Genomic DNA, 21,293 nt, shown 5'->3' with positions numbered 1-21,293 from the left:
CGCCGCAGCACCGGCTACCGCGGCATCCGCCCGATCCACGGCCGCAAAACCGTATATTTCGGCACCGCCGTCGGCGAATCGCTCTCCACGCTGAGCAGGCGCCGCCGGAGCAGCAGCGCAATGGCCCGCTGCGCCGTAATACGGGAGAGCCCTGTATCCAGCGCAATGGTCGCGTAGCTGGCCTGAACGGCGCGCCTGCCTTCCATGCGCCGCCACAGATAGAGATAGATCACGAAAGCGGCAGGCGAGCGCTCGTGGCCGACCAGGTCGGGCATCAGCACATCGATGAAATAGGGATCCAGTGTAGTCATGATGAGTATAGTCGTCATGACTATAGCACGCGCCGCCGGCGTGCAACAATGCGGGCAATCTTTCAGGAGAAACCATGATCACCCATATCAAATTTGTCAGCATTCCCACGCGTGACCAGGACGCCGCACTGGCTTTCTATACGGAGAAGCTGGGCTTCCGAGTAATAACCGACCAGCCTTTCGACGAGAAGCAGCGCCGGATCGAGCTGCGCGTGGGCTCGTCCGAAACGCGCTTCGTGCTGTTCACGCCGGACGGACAGGAAGACCGCATCGGCAGCTTCTTCAACGGTTCGCTCGCATGCGACGATGTGCAGGCCACCTACCGCCAGCTGTCGGCGCGCGGCGTGGAGTTCCTGTCGCCGCCGCAAAAGCAGCCTTGGGGCGAGTTCGCGATCATGAAGGATCCGGACGGGAACCAGTTCGTGCTGTCGTCGTCCTGACGCGCATGCGCAACGGGGACGGCGCCATCACGAAGGCCATCTGCTCGTGCGCGGCGCCGGTCACCGATTCGATGTCCATGCAGCTTAGCAGGCTGGCCATGGCGACCTTGATCTCCAGCAGGGAGAGGTAGCGGCCGGGGCACAGGCGCGGTCCGGAGCCGAAGGGCATGGTGAGCTGCTTCGCGGCGCCCTGCTCCAGCCAGCGCAGGGGATCGAATTCCTGGGCGCGTTGCAGGAGCTGTTCGGACAAGCTGTCGTGGCGCAGCACGCACCATACGTGGCCGCCGGCCGGCAGGTGCACATCGCCTATGGTCGTGGTGCGCATGGCCTGCAGCGGAATGAACGGCGCGGGTGGCTTCAGGCGCATGGCTTCGTGGGCGCAGGCATCCAGGTAGTCGAGGGCGTCCATCTGCTCGATGCTGAACTGGTCCGCGTCCGGCGCGACACGGCGGATTTCCTCGGTCACGCGCCACAGTGCATCGGGGTTGCGCGACAGGAGCCAGATCAGCCAGGCGAGGGCGCTGGAGGTGGTGTCTTCGCCGGCCAGCAGCATCGTGGTCACGTTGCCGATTACGTCATTGTGCGTGATGCCGCTGCCTTCCTTGTCGGCCGCGACCAGCATGGCTTCCAGCATATTGCGGGGCGGGTGCTCCGGCGCGGCCAGCATGCGCGCGCGGGCCTTGGCGATGAAGCCATTGACGGCCTCTCGCACGGCTTTCACGCTTTTCTCCAGGCGGCGGTCGGCGGGCAGGCGCAGATGGCGCCAGTAAGGGTAGGGCATCAGCGAGCGTCGCGCGGTACCGCGCATGATAGTTTCCACATGCTGCTGGATCACGTCGTCGCCCTGTTCGATGGTGTTGACTTCTTCGCCGAAGGCCAGGCCGGCGATGATGTCCACCGTGTAGCGCTTGAGGTCCGCGTTGAGCGCAATCGGCTCCCTGCGCTGGGCGGCGGCGAGCCAGCGCTTCTGCAGGCGCCGTCCCACCCGGGCCAGCAGGGGGAAGTAGGCGCGGATCGCTGTCGGTGCAAAGGCTTGCATCACCATTGTGCGCTGGCGGCGCCATTCCGCGCCTTCGGCCAGGAACACTCCCGGCACGCCGCCCATTTCCGCCACTACCTTCGCGGTGATTTCCGGGCGCCGGAAGCCATCCGGACGGTCGCGCAGGATGGCTTGCACCAGCGCGGTATCTGAAACCACCAGGATGGGCGCTTTGCGGATCTTTACCCGGTACAGCGGACCGTATTTCTCCGCCCACGCCTCGGCAACGCGATGGACGCGGCCGGGCCGCAACTGCAGCGTGTTGCCCAGCAGCGGCAGGGCAGCAGGGCCGGGCAGGTCGGCGACCTGGCGCGGCGCGGGGGCGATGGTTGGGTCGGTGATGGTGTTCATGCTGATGATTCTGCGCCTGCCGCGCGCCGCCGTCTTGAATATTTGCGACACCGTCAAGCAGGTGGCAGCCGCGCTGTTTGTACAATGAGCTGCATGTCAACGCCAGATCCCGTCGCTCGCCTGACGCCACCGCGGCTGTCGCTGGCATCGTGCGTGCGCGCGCACGTGGTGCGCAGCACGCGGGAATGCGTGCGCCCGCTGCACGATTTGCTGGACGAATCCTGGCAGGCAATGGCTCGCGACGTCTTCGCCGCGACAAGCGACGATGCGCGCATCGCGGCACTTGAATAATTCCTCGAACCGCGCTGGCGCGCGGTGCGCGGCGGCGCCTTCGACGGCGTCCTGGGCGACTGGGGGCGCCGCCTCGGCGCACAGGCCGCCGCAGCAGGCGTTGGCCGCAGCGTCGCGCCAGATCTCTGGTCTCAGCCCCGCCGAAATCCTGCGCGCCGGCCTGGAAGACGAGAGCTACTGGATGTACCGCATCTGGAACTGAGCAGGTACTGTGGTAAATCTCACACATTGTCACTACTAGCGTGCCGCCGCCGCGCTGACGGCCTGTAGTCCAATCCTTCGAATGAGCGCAGTGCCTGAAGTAGGGATCGCCCTACGGAATTGACGCGCGTCCCTACAAAAGCTATGCCCCATCCATATGGGCGCATCAAAAAAATCTATACATCGCGGGAAATTCTTGTGCTTAAATTGTTATCGATAACGAGTGTCGCTGAAGCGATGCCGAAAAAGGAGACGAACATGCCAACCATCAGCAACGCGCGCGTCCGCGTGACGTAGTTCATTTCTGTCGCCGCCAGTATTTTTCAAGCCGACGATTTGCCGGCATGGGCCTGTGCGCGCGTTCACTTCGTTAGATCAGTCTCAAAAACAACAAGGGGATAGGCAGATGAGAAGGCTCAGGTCCATATTGCTGATGGCGGCAGCGAGCTTGCCGCTGTGCGGGCAAGCCATTGCGGCAGACACCATCCAGACGCTGGTGACGAGTTACCAGCCCACGATCACTGAAACCACGGACGCAGCCGGCTTCCGGCATCCAGGTGTCGGCTTGACCAGGGACATGCTGGAAAACGTGCGCACCCAGGTGCTGGCGCAGCAGGAACCGTGGAATACCCACTTCAATGCGATGCTGCTGTCGGCCAATGCGTCAAAGACTGTCCCGTCCAGCAACGCCTCGGGCAGCGATCCCACCAAGCCGGGCACCACGGCCTTCAACAGCCAGGGCGTCGAGTCGAAATTCATCGCGGATGCGCAGCGCTCCTATACCCAGGCCATCCTGTATTACATCACAGGCGACGAGACCTACCGCGCCAACGCGATGCGCCTGATCCGCATCTGGTCGCAGATGGATCCCACCAAGTACGCCTATTACACGGACGCCCATATCCACTCGGGCATTCCCCTGTCGCGCATGGTGGCCGCCGCTGAAATCATGCGCTACACCAGCTGCCAGACGGCGGCGCTGCAATGGACCGACCAGGATACGGCGATGTTCACCACCAACCTGATCACGCCGGTCATCGAGACCCTGCAGCACAAGAATTCCTATTTCATGAACCAGCACCTGTATCCGCTGCTGGGCGCGATGTCGGGCTATATCTTCACGGGCAACCGCGACCGCTACAACGAAGGCGTCGAATGGTTCACGGTCAACAGGACCGCAGTGGACCAGGGCCAGAACGGCGCCATCAAGGCCTTGTTCCGCCTGGTCGATAAAAACGACCTGACCGGCGAAGCCGTGACGCCGATGGTGCAACACGTTGAAATGGGCCGCGACCAGGCGCACGGCGGCGGCGATATCACCAACGCCGGCATCCTGGCGCGCCTGCTCAATGGACAGGGCACCAAGGTGGACCCGGTAACCGGCACCGCATCGACCGCCAACAACGCCGTAGGGCCGTATGAATTCCTGAATGACCGGATCCTCGACGCCGCCGACTACTTCGGCCGCTACATGCTGGGCAACGACACGCCGTGGACCCGACCGCCGCGCACACCGACGCCAACGGCGTGCCTACCATCATCTATCGCGAGCTGGCGCCCGGCTATCGGGGCCGCCTCAGCTCCAGCACCTGGGAGCCGTACTACTACTACAAGTACGTGAAAGGCATCGATGTCGAGCAGCGTGCGCCGTACTTCAGCCGCATGTTCGCGCTGCGCACCAGCTATAACTGGGACGGAGTCGATGGTGGCGGCGATTACTGGCTGTTCATTCCGGCCGCCGCTGCGCAAGCCGAAGGCGGCCAGCTGCTGATGAAGCCCATCGTCGACCCGCTGCGTGAAGTGGAAGACCGCTTTACGGTGCTGGAAGGTGACGCGACTGCGATGAGCGATGAAAGCGCATCATTCGTGCGCTTCAATACCACTTCGGCCGGCACCAAATTCGCCATTGTCGGCTATGGCAATGGTTCGAAGACGATTGCATTCCGCATCCGCACCAACGGCGTTGCGATGCTGGATGCCTTTGACGACACCATTGCGCTGCCGGACACCAGGGGCCAGTGGCGCTACGTGGCCTACAACCTCGATGCCTTCCATGGCTTGTACGACATGAACTTCTACACCGTGCGCGGCGCCGGCACGCAGGTGGACATCGACAATATCAATATCAATGGCGCAGCGCTGAGTGCCCCCGTGTTCACCGATGGCGATGCGGACATCAGCGTCGTCACCTACGCCGGTTCCAGCGCGGCGGTGACGCGCAGCTTTGCCGCCACGGATGCCAACACCAGCGACACACTGGTCTACCAGGCCGACGATCTGCCGGCCGGCGCCACTTTCGATACCGCCACGGGTGCCTTCTCGTGGGCGCCGACTGCGGCACAGGCTGGCGTCTACCTGATCGTGGTGACCTCGACCGACGGCAGCACCGTGACCACCAAGACCGTCAAGATCACGGTGGCGGGCGACCGCCAGACTGCCGTCAACACGGTGATTGCCGGCTACAAGCCGAATACGCTGTATGTGGTATCGACCGTGGATACTTATAACGCGGCCTATGCGGCCATCATGGGCGTGCTGTCCAGCGCTACGGACGCGGAATTCCAGGCCAGACTTGCCGCGCTTGATGCGGCGGTGTCGGGCCTGCAGGAACTGACGCCGCTGCTGGCCGACGGCAGCATGAACTACGCGAAGATGTTCGTCTCTTCCACCTTCGGCACCGGCGTGCCGAACCTGCTGGATAACACGCCGTATTCCTGGTCCACCGCGCCCGGCACCTACGCTCCGAACCTGGCCCACATCATGGACTTCGGCCCGGACTTCAAGGTGTCCGCTTCGCAGTTCCAACTGCAGGTGCGCGCCAGCTTCCCCGAGCGGATCGGCGGCGTGGCGCTGTTCGGCTCCAACGACAGCGAGAACTGGACCCGCCTGACGCCTGGCCTGACCATCGTGACGGAAGACATGCAAACCCTTGCGGTGCAGGACGACCTGAAGAACCAGCGCTACCGCTTCTTCAAGATGCAAATGGTGGAACCGACTTACGCGATCTTCGAAGTGGGCGAGTTCCGCATCTTCGGTACCCGCTATGAGACGGTCAACAAGCTGTCGTCGGTATCGATCAGTTCCGCGCAAAGCCTGAAGAACCGCGTCGTCCCGGGCAATACGGTTTCGCTGACGTTCAAGGCGAAGGAGACAATCAATAACGTGAGCGTGATGGTGCAGGGCCAGGCCGCCACCGTGACCACCACGGACAATATCAACTGGACCGCGACCTGGACCGCCAACGCGACGGCGGTACCCGGCACCATCAAGTTCCTGATCAACTACAAGACCATGGCTGGCCTGGATGCCGAACCGACCATCTTCACCACCGATGGCACGTCGTTGTTCCTGTCCGACCAGACCGGACTGCTCGACCTGAAGACCCTGGCCGCGCTCAGCGATTCGTCCGGCAGGAACCAGACCGATATGCTGGCGGAACTGAACACCCTGAACGACAGCAACATCGGCACGGTAACCGATTTCCGCGTCAATGGTTCTGGATACGGCGCCTGGATCGCCTTCGACTTCAAGGGCGGCGGCACGGCTACCCTGAACCGGGTGGAAGTGATCGGCCGCCAGGACCAGTACGCGTCGCGCACCAATGGCACGGTGGTGCAGGGCTCCAACGACAACAGCAACTGGGACACCATCTCGCCGGCAGCCAATGGCTCGTCGGACTGGCAGACGCTGAAGATCAACAGCACCCAGCCTTATCGCTATATCCGCGTCATCAACGGCAATAACTGGTTCGGCAATCTGTCGGAGCTGCGCATGTATGGCGTGACGGAGTCGGTCAACATGATTGCCACCGCTTCGCTCTCGTCGGCGCAGGCGCTGCGTACCCGCATCGTGCCGGGCAATACCGTCAAGCTGGCGTTCACGGCCAAGGAGGCCATCAACAATGTGGCGGCCACGATTGCCGGTGTGGCTGCCACAGTGGCAACGACTGACAACATCAACTTCACGGCGACGGCGACCCTGCCGCAAGGCACGGCGCCAGGTCCGGTAACGTTCGCCGTCAACTACAAGACGCAGGCCGGCAAGACGGGCTATCCGAACAGCGCCACCACGGACGGCACCGCGCTGGTCCTGGTGGACGAGGCGGACACGATCAAGAACGTGACCAGCATCGCCACGCTGATCGATTCGACCCTGAACCGTCCGGCCGCGACCACCCTGACCAATGTGAACAATCTGTTCGACGCCAACCTGGGCTCGATCTCGGACTTCCGTATCGGCAGCAGCAACTCCGGCATCGGCAGCTACATCACTTTCGACTTCAAGGCCGGCAATTACGCGAGCCTGAGCAGCGTTGAACTGGCGCCGCGCCAGGACAGCAACTTCGCCCGCATCAAGGGTACGGTGATCCAGGGTTCGAACGACAATGCGACGTGGACCACGCTGACGGCAGGCGCCGCGTCCACGCTGGAGTGGCAGACGCTGGCCGTCAATGGCGGCTCCCATCGCTACATCCGCATCTTCAACGGCGGCACCTGGTTCGGCAACCTGTCCGAAGTGCGCTTCCACGGCAGCGTGGCGGCGGATGGCACCGCACCTGTGACCACTGCAACCGTGAGCCCCGCGCTGCCGGCCAGCGGCTGGTACACCTCGGATGTGGCGATCAGTCTTGCCGCCAGCGACACGGCGTCCGGCGTTGCGACCAGCTACTACACGGTCGACGGCGGCGGCCAGCAGAGCGGCAACAGCATTGCACTGAGCGCCAAGGGCACGCACGTGGTGAGCTACTGGAGCGTGGACAAGTCGGCAACACCGAGCAGGCCAAGTCGCTGACCGTGAACATTGGCCCGTTCGATGTCAGCGGCAGCGTGAAGTTGACGCAGCAGGGCGCTACGCTGAACCGCAGCGCCGGCAAGTATGTCGGCAGCCTGACTGTGACCAATACCAGCGGCGTAGCGCTGACTGGCCCACTGCAGCTCAAGCTGAATGGCCTGACCAGCGGCGTGACGCTGGATAACGCCAGCGGAACGGATGGCGGCATGCCGTATATCACGCTCTCCGCGCCGCTGAACGCGGGCGCCACGGTCAACGTGCCGCTGACTTTCACCAATCCGTCCCGTGGCCTGGTGAGCTATACGCCCGCTGTGTATAAGGGCACTTTCTAAGGAAAACGACACATGAAGAATATTTTCAAGCTGATGCGCCGCCTGGCGCTTGCCCTGGTGCTGGCTTCGGCCAGCAGCGTGGCTGCGGCGGGCACGATCCACGTGGCCATCGATACTTCCGGCTTCGGCGCGGCCAGCGGCTACGTCGACATGCAGTTAAGCGCAAGCGCCGGCGTGCCGCTGGCGACTGCCGTCATCACCAACCTGTCCGGGTTCGACAGCTCCGCCTTCATCGATTCATGGGGCGTGACACCGGTGGCCGGCGGCGGCTACGCCTTCCGCAACGACACGTCGAATGACCTGTTCCATGCCGTGAACTTCGGCGGCGTGCTGTCCTTCGACCTGACGTTCGCAGGCGCTTACGATCCGCTGACCACCTACGTATCGCATTTCGTGGTGTCGGCGTTCGACGAGAATTTCGCGTTGCTGGGCAACTACGACCCAGTCAGTGGCGCGTTGGCCGACTTCGCGTGGACGCCGGCACTGAGCGCGAACGGGGAGGGCAGCATCGGCCGCGATATCAACGATCCCGCCGTGACCGCTGTTCCCGAACCGACGGCCCTGCTGCTGCTTGGCGTGGGCCTGCTCGGCATAGCCCTGGTGCAGCGCCGCCGGTCGGCTTAAGCCTCAGCCGCGGCCGGGAATGGTCAGGCCGCGCGCGACGGCAGGACGGGAAAGGAAGGCATCCAGGACGCGCACGACGTTCGGGAAGTTCTGGATCTCGACCAGTTCGCCGGCGCCGTAGAAGCCGATCAGGTTGCGCACCCACGGGAAGGTGGCGATGTCCGCAATGGTGTACTGGTCGCCCATGATCCAGTTGCGGCCTTGCAGGCGCTGCTCAAGGACGGCCAGCAGGCGCTTCGCTTCCGCAATGTAGCGGTCGCGCGGGCGCTTGTCTTCGTAGTCCTTGCCGGCGAACTTGTGGAAGAAGCCAACCTGGCCGAACATGGGGCCGATGCCGCCCATCTGGAACATCAGCCACTGGATCGTTTCGTAGCGGCCCGCGGCATCCTTCGGCATCAGCTGGCCGGTCTTCTCGGCGAGATAAAGCAGGATCGCGCCGGACTCGAACAGGGGCAGCGGCTTGCCGTCCGGCCCATTCGGGTCGACGATCGCGGGGATCTTGTTGTTCGGGTTCAGCGAAAGGAAAGCGCGCGACATCTGGTCGTTGCTGTCGAAGCTGACCAGGTGCGGCTCGTAAGGCAGGCCGGTTTCTTCCAGCATGATCGATACCTTCACGCCATTCGGTGTCGGCAGCGAATACAGTTGCAGCAGTTCCGGGTGCTGCGCGGGCCATTTGGCGGTGACGGGGAAGTCGGAAAGTTTGCTCATCGGGCGGTCTTTATGCGTTGACAATGCCCGTATTGTGCTCGAATCCCGTCCCGCTTGCAGAACAGGTCCCGAAAACAAAAAAGCCAACCGCGAGCGGTTGGCTTTTCTGATCTATTCGTGGTAGGCCGTGCGGGATTCGAACCTGCGACCAACGGATTAAAAGTCCGCTGCTCTACCAGCTGAGCTAACGACCCGAAAGAGGCCGTATTATATACAGGACGATTCAAGTCTGCCAAGAGACTTTTGAAAAAAATCTCAGGCCATGGCGGCCGTGACCTTCAACACTTCTTCCACCGTGGTCACGCCGTCGTGGATCTTGTAGGCGCCCGCGATGCGCAGGGGCTTCATGCCGTCGGCGGCAGCCTGCTTGCGCAGCGCGGAGATATCGGTCTCTTCTTCCACCAGCTGGGTGAAAGGTTCGGTGACAGTCAGCAGCTCGTAGATGCCGGTGCGGCCGCGGTAGCCGGTCTGGCGGCATTCCGGGCAGCCCACGGGACGGTAGACCTTTTCCGGCTTGGGGATGTTCCATTGTCCGCCCAGGCTGGACCAGATGTCGTCCGGAATGCTGCTGTCATCGGGCGCCTTGCAGTCAGGGCACAGCGTACGCACCAGGCGCTGCGCCATGATGCCGATCAGCGTTGCTTCCAGGAGGTAGTAGGGCACGCCCAGCTCCAGCAGCCGCATCACGGCGGACGGCGCATCGTTGGTGTGCAGCGTGGACAGCACCAGGTGACCGGTCAGCGCGGCCTGGATCGCCATTTCGGCGGTAGCGAGGTCGCGGATCTCGCCGACCATGATGATGTCCGGGTCCTGGCGCATCAGGGCGCGCACGCCGTCGGCGAAGGTGAGGTCGATGCCTGGCTGCACCTGCATCTGGTTGAACGACGACTCGACCATCTCGATCGGGTCTTCCACCGTGCAGACATTCACTTCGGAAGTCGCCAGCGCTTTCAAAGTCGTGTAGAGCGTGGTGGTCTTGCCCGAGCCGGTGGGGCCGGTGACGAGGATGATGCCGTGCGGGCGGTTGGTCAGCGAATCCCAGCGCGCCGCATCATCGGCCGGGAAGCCCAGTTCCGGCAGGGTCTTCACGACCACGTCCGGATCGAAGATACGCATCACCAGCTTCTCGCCGAAGGCCGTTGGCAGGGTGGACAGGCGCAGTTCGACTTCCTGGCCGCCGGCGGTGCGAGTCTTGATGCGGCCATCCTGCGGGCGGCGCTTCTCGATCACGTCCATGCGGCCCAGCAGCTTGATACGCGCTGTCATCGCGATCATCACCACGGCGGGCACCTGGTAAACCTGGTGCAGCACGCCATCGATGCGGAAGCGGATGGTGCCGAGGTCGCGTTTCGGCTCGAGGTGGATATCGGAGGCGCGCTGCTCGAAGGCGTACTGCCACAGCCAGTCGACGATATTGATCACGTGCTGGTCGTTGGCGTCCACCTGCTTGTTGGACTTGCCCATTTCGACCAGTTGCTCGAAGTTGTTGCGCAGCGCGACATCCTGGCCGGTGGACTTGTTGGCCTTCTTGATCGACTTGGCCAGCGAGAAGAATTGCGAGGTGTATTGCGCTATATCGAGCGGATTGGCGATCACGCGCCTGATCACGCGGCGCGAGATCTTCGAGATTTCCGCTTCCCAGTCCAGCGCGAAAGGATCGGCGGTGGCCACGACCAGCGTGTCCAGGTTCGATTTCGACCGGCAGGATATTGAAGCGTGCCGCATAGCTGGCGGACATCACGTCCGCCACCTTGGTGAAGTCGATCTTCAGCGGATCGATGCGGTAGAAGGGGAAGCTTGCAGCGGTCGGCCAGCCACTCGGTCAGCGCATCGAGCGTCAGCAGCTTGCCGGTCTTCGCGCTGGTCAGCTTGCAGTGGGCGACGGCACTCAGCGGGTGCATGGACCCGGGCGTGTTGCGCAGGATGCCCTGCGCCTGCGCGTAGTGCGCCTTCACTTCGGCTTTCTCGACCACGCCATCGGCCAGCAGCCAGGTGAAGATTTGTTGAAGATCGAGTGCCTTGGTCATTTGCATCCTTTAACTTTGGCTGGCCTTGATGCCCTTGAGCCAGGACTTGGCCGGCAGCTTCGTTTCGGCGACGATCTGCGCGGCGCGTTCGGCCAGCGCGGCAACGTCGATCTTGCGTTCGGTCTTGAAGGCGATTGCCACCACATTGCCGTCGTGGACCTGGGGCAGGGACACCACCTGGGCGAAGGCGAATTTCATCGCTTTCAGGTTCTTCGCGTAGCTCGGGTGGTCGCCGAACAGGTTGACGGTCATGATGCCCTCGTCGTTCAGGCAGGCCGCACACGCCTGGTAGAACTCAGGCGTGTCCAGTACCGGGCCGCGCGCCGTGGCGTCGTACAGGTCCACCTGCAGCACATCGAGCGTGCCGTAATGGGCCGGGTCGGTCACATAATCCATCGCGTCCATTTCGCGCACCTGCAGGCGTTCGTCGTTCTCCGGCAGCTTGAACATGGAAGCGCAGATCCCGATCACGGACGGATTCAGCTCGATTGCCGTCACCGCGGCTCGCGGGAAGTGCTTGTAGCAGAACTTGGTCAGCGCGCCGGTGCCCAGCCCGAGCTGGACGATCTGGCGCGGCTGTTCGATCCACAGCATCCAGGACATCATCTGCTGAGCGTACTCCAGCTCCGGCCAGTCCGGCTTGCGGATGCGCATGGCGCCCTGCACCCATTCGGTACCGAAATGGAGATAGCGCACGCCATCCTGCTCGGACAGGGTCACCGGCGCGAATTTCGGCTTGCGCACGGCGGGCGCGGAACGCGCGGGGCGGGGAGGATTCTTCTTTTTCGATGGATTTACGTTTAATCAGCATGGTGGGCATTATCCCGCGATGTTTTGCTCTGAGGCAAGCGTACAAATGAAAACGCCGGCCAAACTGGCCGGCGATCTGGTTCGTGGGCGATTGCGTCGCCACACGGTATATGGCGGATCATTGACCCGCCATGTTATTACTGCATCGGCTCAACCGACACGCGCAGGCGCACGCGCTGCCCCGGATCATAGCTCATGACACTGGTGTAATTGCGGCCACGGTAATCATATTCGACCTGATAACCGTTGGTGCGCGATTCCCAATGGTCCACGGTGCGGCACTGCTTGACGGCCTGTTCCTGCACGCCGCCCTGCGCATTCTGGTTCTGGACGCGGTCACCGACCACGGCGCCGGCAATCGCGCCGGCGGCGGTGGCGGCCGTGCGGCCGTTACCCGAGCCGACCTGGGAGCCCAGCAGGGCGCCGGCGATACCGCCGACGATGGAGCCGCCGGCACTGCGCTCGGCCGGCTGCTGCACCTGGACATACTCGGTGCGGCACTCCTGGCGCGGGCGGTTGACTTGTTCGACCTGCGGCGTGACACGGGTCACGCGGCCGTAATCTTCGAAATCGGTGGCTTGAGCCTGGGCCAGAGGCAGGGCGCCAAGGCAGGCGATAGACAGCATCAGTTTAGTTGGCAGCTTCATATTGTTTACCTCGTTTTGGCATATTGTGAGCAGTTCGCAGGGAAATGGGAATTGCACCCAGATATGGTAACGCCGCAAGGTGTGAAGCGGTTGTCAGGGATGGCAACAAATTGTAACGCCAGACTTAGGCTTGAATTAAAGCTCGCGCCTGAGTCCGAGAATACGCCATAAAATTAGCTTAATATGTTCTGTTTTTAACAAATCTTGCGTTTGAACTCACATTCGAGTTGATTCAACGGATACAACACGTTACCCTAATACCCGTATGGAATCAGATTGACAGGGAGAAAGCCCGGCGCATTGACCCGCCTCCGGCACCAAAAGTACCGTACATAGATAGGTCGATTTGAGGAAAAGATGAGTTTGTTGATCACTGTGCCGCCTAATTTAGTGCAGTCCATCCGCGCCTTTCGGGTGGGTGAGCTGCAGGAAGAGGCAGCCCGCCTGGGGCAGCATTTTTTGTATGCGCATTGCCACCATGGCCAAACCAAGCAGCAAGTTTTGGGTATTATCGCGGAATCGTTTTACCTGCCGAAACCGTGCGGCAAAAACTTCGACGCCCTGCGCGAAACCCTGACCGAGACGATGAATAAGGCCGGCCCGCAGCCCGGATTCCTGATTGTGCTGGAGCAGCTGCCGAATACCCAGAAATTTGATCGCGAAGCACGTGAGTGCCTGTTGGATGTCTTCCGTGATGCGGCCGATTACTGGGCCGAGAAAAAAGTTCCCTTCCGCGTGTTCTACTCCTTCGAGTAGCCCAGAAGTCGCCGCTTCGCCTCCCCCCTTGCCAGGATTGCTGCATCGCAGCATAATATCGCGCTGCCCGTCCGTAGCAGGTACAATGGCGGCCATGAAAAATATCGTCATCCTCATTTCGGGCCGCGGAAGCAATATGGAAGCCGTGGTCCGTGCAGCGCAGGCCGAACAGTGGCCGGCCCGCATCGCCGCCGTCATCAGCAATAAAGCCGACGCCAAGGGCCTGGAATTTGCCGCCAAGCACGGTATTGCCACCGCCGTGGTTTCGCACAAGGATTTCCCCAGCCGCGAAGCCTTCGATGATGCGTTGCAGGAGACTATCGACACTTTCCAGCCCGACCTGGTCGTGCTGGCCGGCTTCATGCGCATCCTGACGCCGGGCTTTGTCGAGCACTACGCGGGCCGCATGCTGAACATCCACCCGTCGCTGCTGCCGCTGTTCCCGGGCCTGCACACGCACGAGCAGGCGATTGCCTCCGGCCTGGCCACGCACGGCGCCACCGTGCACTTCGTGACGGCCGACCTGGACCACGGTCCGATGGTGGACCAGGCTACCGTTCCCGTCCTGCCGGGCGATACGCCGGAAGTGCTGGCTGCCCGCGTGCTGGAGCAGGAACATGAGCTGTACCCGCGCGCCATCCGCTGGTTTATTGAAGACCGGCTGCGGATCGAGGATGGCAAGGTCCACGTGGACCACACCTGAACAAGAAAGAATCATTATGCGTTTGCCCCCGTTTATCATTTCCAGCGCTGAAGAAGTGCTGCGCGAGATCCTGCGCTTCGCCGCGCCGGCCGACACCACACTGTCCCGCTATTTCAAGGACCATCCGCGCCTTGGCGGCCGTGAGCGCGGCGCCATTGCCGAGTGCATCTACGCCGTACTGCGCAACAAGGCCTTCTTCACCGACCGCGCGGAAGCGGGCGGCGGCGCCACCATGCGCCGCCTGGTCCTGCTGGGCATGGCCGACGCCGTCGGCTTTGATGCGTTGGGCGGCCTGTCGGAAGACGAGTCGGAGTGGCTGAAGCGCCAGCTGGAAATCGACCGCTCGCTGCTGCACAAGTCGATGCGCGCCAATATGCCGAAGTGGCTGTTCGACAAACTGGTCGAGCAGTACGGCGAAGAGGAAACCCTGGTGCTGGCCGATGCGCTGAATACGCCGGCGCCGCTGGACCTGCGCGTCAACGCGCTGAAGGCGAACCGCGATGAAGTGATCGCCGAACTGGCCCAGGCGCCGATCGCCGCCGATCCGACACCGTTCGCCCCGCTGGGCCTGCGCGTACACAAGAAGCCTGCGCTGCAGAACCTGCCGCTGTTCAAGAATGGCGCTATCGAAGTGCAGGACGAGGGCAGCCAGGTGCTGGCCCAGATCCTCGGCGCCAAGCGCGGTGAAATGGTGGTGGACTTCTGCGCCGGCGCCGGCGGCAAGACGCTGGCGCTGGGCGCTCAGATGCGCAATACCGGCCGCCTTTACGCCTTCGATGTCTCCGAGAAGCGTCTGTCCAAGCTGAAGCCGCGCCTGGCGCGCTCCGGCCTGTCCAATGTGCACCCGGTGGCGATTGCCCACGAGCGCGACGCCAAGATCAAGCGCCTGGCCGGCAAGATCGACCGCGTGCTGGTCGATGCCCCGTGCTCCGGCATGGGTACGCTGCGCCGCAATCCGGACGTGAAATGGCGCCAACCGCCGGAGGCCATCGCCGAGATGCACGCCAAGCAGGTTTCCATCCTGGACGGCGCTTCGCGCCTGGTGAAGAGCGGCGGCCGCCTGGTCTATGCCACCTGCTCGCTGCTGAACGAGGAAAACGACGCCGTCGCCGCCCAGTTCATCGAAACCCATCCGGATTTCCAGCTGGTGCCGATGTCCCAGGTGCTGGCCGAGCAAAAGATCGACCTGGAAATGGGCGACTACCTGAAGCTGCTGCCGCACAAGCACCAGACCGACGGCTTCTTCGCGGCGGTCTTCGAACGCAAGCCCATGGCCAAGAAGGCGGAAGAATAAACGATGGCGCAAACGGTCCCGCTGACGAATCTCATTAATGACCTGATCGGCGACGTCCGCGATCCTGGCCTGATGTGGCAGGTGGCGGCGATCGTGTTGTCGATCTTCCTCGGCTGGACCCTGTCGCTCTACCTGCGCAAGCGGCTGGAGCAGCGCGACTCGCAGGGCGTGGTGCGTTTCGGCGTCGAGAGCTTCGGCCGCGTGGTCGGGCCGCTGGCCATCGTCTGCCTGCTGGCCGTGTGCGAAGCGGTGCTGCGCAAATGGCAGCATGTGAACCTGATCAAGGTGGCGCTGCCGATTTTCGGGTCGCTGGCCGTGATCCGCATTGCCTTCTTCCTGCTGCGGCGCGTGTTTGCCCGCGGCGGCGAAGTGGGCAAGACCCTGCTGACCTTCGAGAAAGTGTTCCAGCTGCTGGTGTGGCTGGGCTTTGCGCTCTATATCACGGGCATCTGGGACGAGATCTTCGTCTTCCTCGACGAGACGGTGATCCCGATCGGCAAGCACCGCGTGTCGATCGCGGCCATCCTGCAGGGCGCCGTGTCGGTGGTGGTGCTGCTGATCCTCGCCATGTGGGCCGGCGCGGCGCTGGAAGAGCGCCTGATGAATATGCAGACGGTCAGCTCCAACCTGCGCGTGGTGTTTGCCCGCCTGGGCCGCGCGGTGCTGATCGTGGTGGCGGTGCTGCTCAGCCTTTCGCTGGTGGGCATCGACCTGACGGTGCTGTCCGTCTTCGGCGGCGCGCTGGGCGTGGGCCTGGGCCTGGGTTTGCAGAAGATTGCCAGCAATTATGTGTCCGGCTTCATCATCCTGCTGGACCGCAGCCTTACCATCGGCGATGTCATCACCGTGGACAAGTTCAGCGGCCAGGTCACGCACATCAATACCCGCTACACCGTGCTGATGAGCGGCGACGGCGTGGAATCCATCGTGCCGAACGAGATGCTGATTTCCAGCGCGGTGCAGAACTCGTCGCTGTCCAACCGCTGGGTGGCGCTGCAGTCCAAGGTGTCGGTGGCTTATGACAGCGATGTGGACCAGGTGCTGCGCCTGATGGAAGAGGCGGCGGCTTCGATCGAGCGCGTGTCAAAAGAGAAAAAGCCGGGCGGGTCGCTGCAGAACTTCGGCGCCGATGGCCTGGACCTGGCGGTGACCTTCTGGATCCAGGACCCGGAGAACGGTAGAGGCAATGTAACCTCGGATGTCAACCGCGCAATCTGGAAGTCCTTGAAACAAAACGGGATTTCTGTACCGTTCCCGCAACGCGAAGTAAGGCTGCTCGGCCCTCTGCCTGAGCCTTTGCCTCAAAAATAGTCAGTTACGACGGGCAATTCGCCCTCAAATCGGAGCGGATTGGACGTACAATTGCGTTTGATGAGAAGCACCTCTCCCTTCACTTTGGAGTAGTAATGGATTTTTCAGCAGTACTTGATTTCTTGACCAACGGCATCACTGGCCTGTCCGGCTGGCAGACGTTCTTCGTAACGCTACTGCTGACGCACATCACCATCGCCGGCGTGACGATCTACCTGCATCGCCATCAGGCGCACCGCGCCCTGGAGCTGCACGCGATCCCGTCGCACTTCTTCCGTTTCTGGCTGTGGATGACCACGGGCCAGGTTACCAAGGAATGGGCTGCGATCCACCGCAAGCACCACGCCAAGTGCGATACCGAGGAAGATCCGCACAGCCCGGTCACCAAAGGCATCAAGAAAGTCTTCTGGGAGGGCGCCGAGCTGTACCGCGCTGAAGCGAAGAACAAGGAAACCATGGAGAAGTATGGCCATGGCACCCCGAACGACTGGATCGAGAAGAATATCTACTCGAAGTTCAGCTGGCAGGGCGTTGCCCTGATGCTGATCCTGGACGTGATCCTGTTCGGCGCCAAGGGCATCACCGTGTGGGCCGTGCAGATGCTGTGGATTCCGGTGACCGCCGCCGGCGTCATCAACGGCATCGGCCACTACTGGGGCTACCGCAACTATGACTGCTCCGACGCTGCCACCAATATCATTCCATGGGGCATCATCATCGGTGGTGAAGAACTGCACAACAACCACCACACGTATGCGACTTCGGCCAAGCTGTCGTCCAAGTGGTATGAGTTCGACATCGGCTGGGGCTATATCCGCGCCATGGAAATGGTGGGCCTGGCCAAGGTGAAGAAGGTGCCGCCAAAGCCGAAATTCGACAAGGAAAAGGTCAAGGCCGACCTGGAAACCCTGCAGTCCGTCATCGCCAACCGCTACGATGTGATGGCCAAGTATGCCAAGTCCATCAAGCATGCATGGAAGGAAGAGGTCGAGCACCTGAAGCACAAGGCCGAGCTGGAAGCGCGCTTCCTTAAGTCCTCGCGCAAGCTGATGCAGCAGGAGCCGACCAAGCTGGCGGCGCCGCAGAAGCAGCAGCTGGTTGAGCTGTTCCAGCACTCGAAGGCCCTGGAAACCATGCACAATATGCGCGTGGAACTGGGCGTGATCTGGGAACGCTCGCACTTCAGCCGCGATGAGCTGGTGCACAAGCTGCAGGACTGGTGCGAACGCGCCGAAGCTTCCGGCATCAAGTCCCTGCAGGATTTCTCGCAGCGTCTGCGCAGCTACGCCTGATTCGGTAAACATCCGACAAAAAAACGGCCCTTCGGGGCCGTTTTTTTTTGTATTGTTTCAGAATGTTAGCGTTATTCATTTCTCATGATGCAAAGATGAAATGCTGTGACGCCTCCACGGGCAGCACCGTTGTAGCTATGTAACTCTCAAATGGTTGCGCATAACATTTCTTGTTAGATTTTGTTGACAATAACAATTGGACGGTCATAAACTGACATGGTCGCGCAACCACTACGACACAATAAAAGGAGACACAGATGTTGAAGCAGAAGAAGCCGGGGCTGGGTGCCCGCCGGCAAGTTGTGCTCAGCCTGACCGTTATGGCCGGCCTGATCTCGCAAGCTTACGCCCAGGAAGCAGCGGAAGTACCAGCAGCAGATGCAGCGATGCAAACCGTGAAAGTGACCGGTTTCCGCAATTCCCTGATTTCCTCGGCCAAAGACAAGAAGGAAGCCATCGGCTTCCAGGATTCCATCAATGCCGAAGATCTCGGCAAATTCCCGGACAAGAACATCGCCGAATCCGTGGCCCGCATTCCGGGCGTGGGTGTGTCGCGTGACGTGACCGGCGAGGGCATGAACATCCAGATCCGTGGCCTCGGTTCCAGCTTCACCAAGATCCTGCTGAACAATGCGCAGATCGCGGTGGCATCCTCCGGCCCTATCGACGGCGCCAACACCAACCGCGAAGTCGACCTTGACCTGCTGCCGACCGACCTGTTCACCAAGCTGACCGTGTCCAAGAGCCCGACGGCCGACATGATCGAAGGCGGCGCGGCTGGCGTGGTCAACCTGCGCAGCGCGCGTCCATTCGACAAGGAAGGCCGCTATGTTGCCGTCAACGTGACCGGCACCAAGCAGCAGCAGGCGAAGGATGCAGGCCACCGCGGCTCCATCCTGGCCAGCCAGACCTTCGGCGACACCTGGGGTATCCTGGGCGGCATCTCGTGGTCGCGCCAGCAGGCCCGCACCACCGGCTTTGAAACCGTGGGCTGGACCAACGCCAACCTGTCCGCAGCGCAGAACCCTGCTTCGAACCGCAACAACACCGGCGGCGGCAACTGGACCATCCCGGCAACCGTGCCAGCCAACGCCGGCAACGGCCTGGTGGCCGGCACCCCGATCGACCAGAGCTTCCTGCTGGCGAAAAACCCTGGCCTGACCATCCAGCAGATCGACAATGCGATCCTGCCGCGCCTGGGCCGCAGCATGGATTACTTCGGTACCAAGGACAAGATCTCCGCCATCTTCAGCGCGGAATACCGTCCGACCAAGGACCTGCACTTCTACGTCGACACGATGTACAGCAAGAAGGACGACGATATGCAGCGCATCGCCTATACCTGGGCCGTGCGTAACAACTTCGAAATCCCGCTGAACATGAAGGTCGACAAGGCCGACTGCGCTAACGGCTGTACCGTTACCGGCGGCACCTTTGCCAACGCCATCAACTTCATCGAGTTCGGCCCGCGCCGCGACAAGGTGGACCTGAAGGGCATCAACCCCGGCATGGAATGGAAGCTCAGCGACAAGCTGAAGCTGGAAGCCCAGGCCAACTACAACAAGTCGACCTTCTCGCACGAAGCGCCGACCGTCATGCCGATCACCGCCGTCAACAGCGGCAACACGGTCACCTACGAGAACAACGGCGGCGTGCCGAGCATCACCTCCAGCCTGGACCTGAACAACCCGGCCAGCTATGTATGGGCCGGCGGCCGTGTCAACATCCAGAACGAACTGCGTGAGACCACCAACAAGGGCTTCCACACCGACCTGAGCTGGGGCGACAAGCAGTTCAGCGTGAAGGGCGGCCTGGCATACGACGATATCAACCGCCGTATCCGCGCACAGGATAACTCCGCTGCATGGCAGGCTGCCGTCTGCGGCAATAATCCTAATGTGTTCCTGCAAGGCCCGAACGGCGCGCCGACCTGCGATGGCGCGAACACCCCAGGCGCCAGCGCTGCCGCACTGTATCCGGGCTACGGCACCGGCTACACCGCGGGCCAGACCACGCCGCTGGTGTACCAGGGCTCCCTGATCCCGGCCAGCACCTTCCAGAGCTACCTGGTGCAGGGTCCTTACAACCGCCTGGTGGTGGACTGGGACCGCTTCCGTACCGATTCGAAGTACGACTTCTACAACAGCACCGCGCCTGATTCCGGCGCTTCCTCGACCGGCGCCAGCGCAGGTTATATCCGCGAGAAGTCGAAAGGCATCTACCTGGAAGCCAACGGCGAATACTCGCTGGCCGGCATGCCGCTGCGCTACAACGGCGGTGTCCGTTATGTCCGCACCAGCCAGTCGGTGGGTTCGCGCAACTCCGTGGGCGATCCGCGCAATGCTACGCTGACCCTGAACGGCAGCAAGTACCCCAACATCGACCAGTGGGTGTACGTGGACCAGGATTACAGCAACACGCTGCCATCCGGTACCGTGGCCCTGAGCCTGCGTGAGAACCTGGTGGCCCGTGCCGCGGCATCGCGCACCATGACCCGCGCCAATCCGAACGACCTGCGTCCGGGTATTAACTTCTCGTCCGTGTCCGCCGACGTAGGCACCATCGGCAACCCGACGCTGAAGCCATACATCTCGGATAACATCGACCTGGGCCTGGACTGGTACACCGGCCGTGAAGGCTACGTAAGCCTGACCGTCTTCCAGAAGAAGGTCGCCGGCTTCACGGTGCAGGAAAACGATCACGATGCCGTTCAACGACCTGGCTCAGTACGGCGTGACCTACAACACCCTGATCCCGAACCAGCAGGTGGCGATCAATTCGCGTGGCGGTCCTGACGCCGCTACCGTGGTGATGACCCGCTCCCGCAACGCTTCCGGCGAACTGCGCATCCGCGGCCTGGAGCTGGGCTGGGTCCAGCCTCTGGACAAGTGGCTGCCATGGAAGGGCTTCGGCATCAGCGAAACCGCGACCTTCATCAACCAGCGTGCATCGGGTGAAGGTTCCAACGGCTTCGTGGCCCTGGGCGTGCCGAAGCGTACCAACAACCTCTCGGTCTACTACGAGAACCACGGCTACCAGGCCCGCCTGTCGCACACCTTCTCGAAGGGCAGCCAGGTGGCGAACGCCAACCAGAACGGCATCACCCAGGCCGCGCTGTTCGGCGACGACTACAAGCAGCTGGACTTCTCGTCCAGCGTGGATCTGGAACACGTGCTGGACAAGGAAGGCTGGCCAACCCTGACCTTCGATATCGTGAACCTGAACGACGGCACCCGCCGCTCGTACTTCCAGTTCCCGAACGCCACCATGTCCGAGTACAAGCCGGGCCGCAGCTATGCGCTGGGCCTGCGCATGAAGTTTTAAGTAAGCCTCTCCCGACCGCCGGTTGGCCCTGGTGGTCCTTT

Annotated in this window: 18 protein-coding genes, 1 tRNA gene and 2 pseudogenes; 14 read left to right on the top strand and 7 right to left on the bottom strand. The window is 62.2% G+C overall.

What is annotated here, in order from left to right:
- Positions 1-14: 14 nt before the first annotated feature.
- The gene (locus ACHMW6_RS27895; RefSeq protein WP_395401799.1) at positions 15-311 is read right to left on the bottom strand and encodes a helix-turn-helix domain-containing protein; all 297 of its coding nucleotides are present in this window, start codon (positions 309-311) and stop codon (positions 15-17) included.
- A gap of 74 nt (positions 312-385) precedes the next feature.
- On the opposite strand from ACHMW6_RS27895, the gene ACHMW6_RS27890 reads away from it, so the two are divergent.
- Complete coding sequence (locus ACHMW6_RS27890) at positions 386-751, top strand: VOC family protein (protein ID WP_395401797.1); 366 nt, start codon at positions 386-388, stop codon at positions 749-751.
- On the opposite strand, the gene ACHMW6_RS27885 is transcribed toward ACHMW6_RS27890, so the two are convergent.
- Complete coding sequence (locus tag ACHMW6_RS27885) at positions 705-2,141, bottom strand: cytochrome P450 (protein ID WP_395401796.1); 1,437 nt, start codon at positions 2,139-2,141, stop codon at positions 705-707. The two genes, ACHMW6_RS27890 and ACHMW6_RS27885, sit on opposite strands and share 47 nt — an antisense overlap.
- 93 nt (positions 2,142-2,234) lie before the next feature.
- Here ACHMW6_RS27885 and ACHMW6_RS27880 point away from each other — a divergent pair, with 93 nt between their 5' ends.
- The 6 genes from ACHMW6_RS27880 to ACHMW6_RS27855 all read left to right on the top strand — a co-directional run bounded on the left by ACHMW6_RS27880 (position 2,235) and on the right by ACHMW6_RS27855 (position 8,380).
- Positions 2,235-2,432 (top strand): hypothetical protein, encoded by a 198-nt coding sequence (locus ACHMW6_RS27880; protein ID WP_395401794.1) that lies wholly within the window; start codon positions 2,235-2,237, stop codon positions 2,430-2,432.
- Positions 2,425-2,634: a hypothetical protein gene (locus ACHMW6_RS27875; RefSeq protein ID WP_395401792.1), complete on the top strand. Its 210-nt coding sequence runs from the start codon at positions 2,425-2,427 to the stop codon at positions 2,632-2,634. Before ACHMW6_RS27880 ends, ACHMW6_RS27875 begins: the two co-directional genes overlap by 8 nt.
- A 405-nt stretch (positions 2,635-3,039) precedes the next feature.
- Positions 3,040-4,254 carry a hypothetical protein gene (locus tag ACHMW6_RS27870; RefSeq protein WP_395401790.1) on the top strand — a complete coding sequence of 405 codons (1,215 nt, stop codon included), beginning with the start codon at positions 3,040-3,042 and terminating at the stop codon, positions 4,252-4,254.
- Between the two features lie 41 nt (positions 4,255-4,295).
- Positions 4,296-7,424, top strand: a complete 3,129-nt coding sequence (locus tag ACHMW6_RS27865; RefSeq protein ID WP_395408729.1) for a discoidin domain-containing protein — start codon at positions 4,296-4,298, stop codon at positions 7,422-7,424.
- 2 nt (positions 7,425-7,426) lie between these two features.
- Positions 7,427-7,756, top strand: a complete 330-nt coding sequence (locus ACHMW6_RS27860) for a hypothetical protein (RefSeq protein ID WP_395401788.1) — start codon at positions 7,427-7,429, stop codon at positions 7,754-7,756.
- A 12-nt stretch (positions 7,757-7,768) separates the two neighbouring features.
- Positions 7,769-8,380 (top strand): NF038129 family PEP-CTERM protein, encoded by a 612-nt coding sequence (locus ACHMW6_RS27855; protein WP_395401786.1) that lies wholly within the window; start codon positions 7,769-7,771, stop codon positions 8,378-8,380.
- A gap of 3 nt (positions 8,381-8,383) precedes the next feature.
- On the opposite strand, the gene ACHMW6_RS27850 is transcribed toward ACHMW6_RS27855, so the two are convergent.
- The 5 genes and pseudogenes from ACHMW6_RS27850 to ACHMW6_RS27830 all read right to left on the bottom strand — a co-directional run bounded on the left by ACHMW6_RS27850 (position 8,384) and on the right by ACHMW6_RS27830 (position 12,572).
- Complete coding sequence (locus tag ACHMW6_RS27850; RefSeq protein ID WP_395401784.1) at positions 8,384-9,088, bottom strand: glutathione S-transferase N-terminal domain-containing protein; 705 nt, start codon at positions 9,086-9,088, stop codon at positions 8,384-8,386.
- Between the two features lie 118 nt (positions 9,089-9,206).
- A tRNA-Lys gene (locus ACHMW6_RS27845) sits at positions 9,207-9,282 on the bottom strand.
- 61 nt (positions 9,283-9,343) lie between these two features.
- Positions 9,344-11,115 (bottom strand): annotated as a pseudogene (locus ACHMW6_RS27840) (GspE/PulE family protein).
- A gap of 9 nt (positions 11,116-11,124) precedes the next feature.
- Positions 11,125-11,926: pseudogene (locus ACHMW6_RS27835) on the bottom strand (spermidine synthase).
- A gap of 136 nt (positions 11,927-12,062) precedes the next feature.
- Positions 12,063-12,572, bottom strand: coding sequence for a glycine zipper 2TM domain-containing protein (locus tag ACHMW6_RS27830; protein ID WP_395401782.1), 510 nt, complete (start codon positions 12,570-12,572; stop codon positions 12,063-12,065).
- Between the two features lie 357 nt (positions 12,573-12,929).
- On the opposite strand from ACHMW6_RS27830, the gene ACHMW6_RS27825 reads away from it, so the two are divergent.
- The 7 genes from ACHMW6_RS27825 to ACHMW6_RS27795 all read left to right on the top strand — a co-directional run bounded on the left by ACHMW6_RS27825 (position 12,930) and on the right by ACHMW6_RS27795 (position 21,252).
- On the top strand, positions 12,930-13,328 hold the full coding sequence (locus ACHMW6_RS27825; RefSeq protein ID WP_395401780.1) for a barstar family protein: 399 nt from the start codon (positions 12,930-12,932) through the stop codon (positions 13,326-13,328).
- A 94-nt stretch (positions 13,329-13,422) separates the two neighbouring features.
- Positions 13,423-14,031: a phosphoribosylglycinamide formyltransferase gene (purN, locus tag ACHMW6_RS27820; RefSeq protein ID WP_395408728.1), complete on the top strand. Its 609-nt coding sequence runs from the start codon at positions 13,423-13,425 to the stop codon at positions 14,029-14,031.
- 16 nt (positions 14,032-14,047) lie between these two features.
- Positions 14,048-15,325, top strand: coding sequence for an RsmB/NOP family class I SAM-dependent RNA methyltransferase (locus tag ACHMW6_RS27815; RefSeq protein ID WP_395401778.1), 1,278 nt, complete (start codon positions 14,048-14,050; stop codon positions 15,323-15,325).
- Positions 15,326-15,328: 3 nt separating this feature from the next.
- Positions 15,329-16,636, top strand: coding sequence for a mechanosensitive ion channel family protein (locus ACHMW6_RS27810; RefSeq protein ID WP_395401776.1), 1,308 nt, complete (start codon positions 15,329-15,331; stop codon positions 16,634-16,636).
- Between the two features lie 95 nt (positions 16,637-16,731).
- Positions 16,732-17,928 (top strand): fatty acid desaturase, encoded by a 1,197-nt coding sequence (locus ACHMW6_RS27805; RefSeq protein WP_395401774.1) that lies wholly within the window; start codon positions 16,732-16,734, stop codon positions 17,926-17,928.
- A gap of 257 nt (positions 17,929-18,185) precedes the next feature.
- Positions 18,186-20,723 (top strand): TonB-dependent receptor, encoded by a 2,538-nt coding sequence (locus ACHMW6_RS27800; RefSeq protein WP_395401772.1) that lies wholly within the window; start codon positions 18,186-18,188, stop codon positions 20,721-20,723.
- A complete protein-coding gene (locus ACHMW6_RS27795; protein ID WP_395401770.1) occupies positions 20,632-21,252 on the top strand; it encodes a hypothetical protein in 621 nt (206 codons plus the stop codon). The genes ACHMW6_RS27800 and ACHMW6_RS27795 overlap by 92 nt, the downstream gene beginning before the upstream one ends.
- Positions 21,253-21,293: the final 41 nt, after the last annotated feature.

Origin of the sequence: Pseudoduganella sp. UC29_106, from assembly GCF_044055365.1 — a bacterium.
Lineage (GTDB): Bacteria > Pseudomonadota > Gammaproteobacteria > Burkholderiales > Burkholderiaceae_D > Rugamonas.
This window is presented reverse-complemented; position numbering and strand designations above follow the sequence as displayed.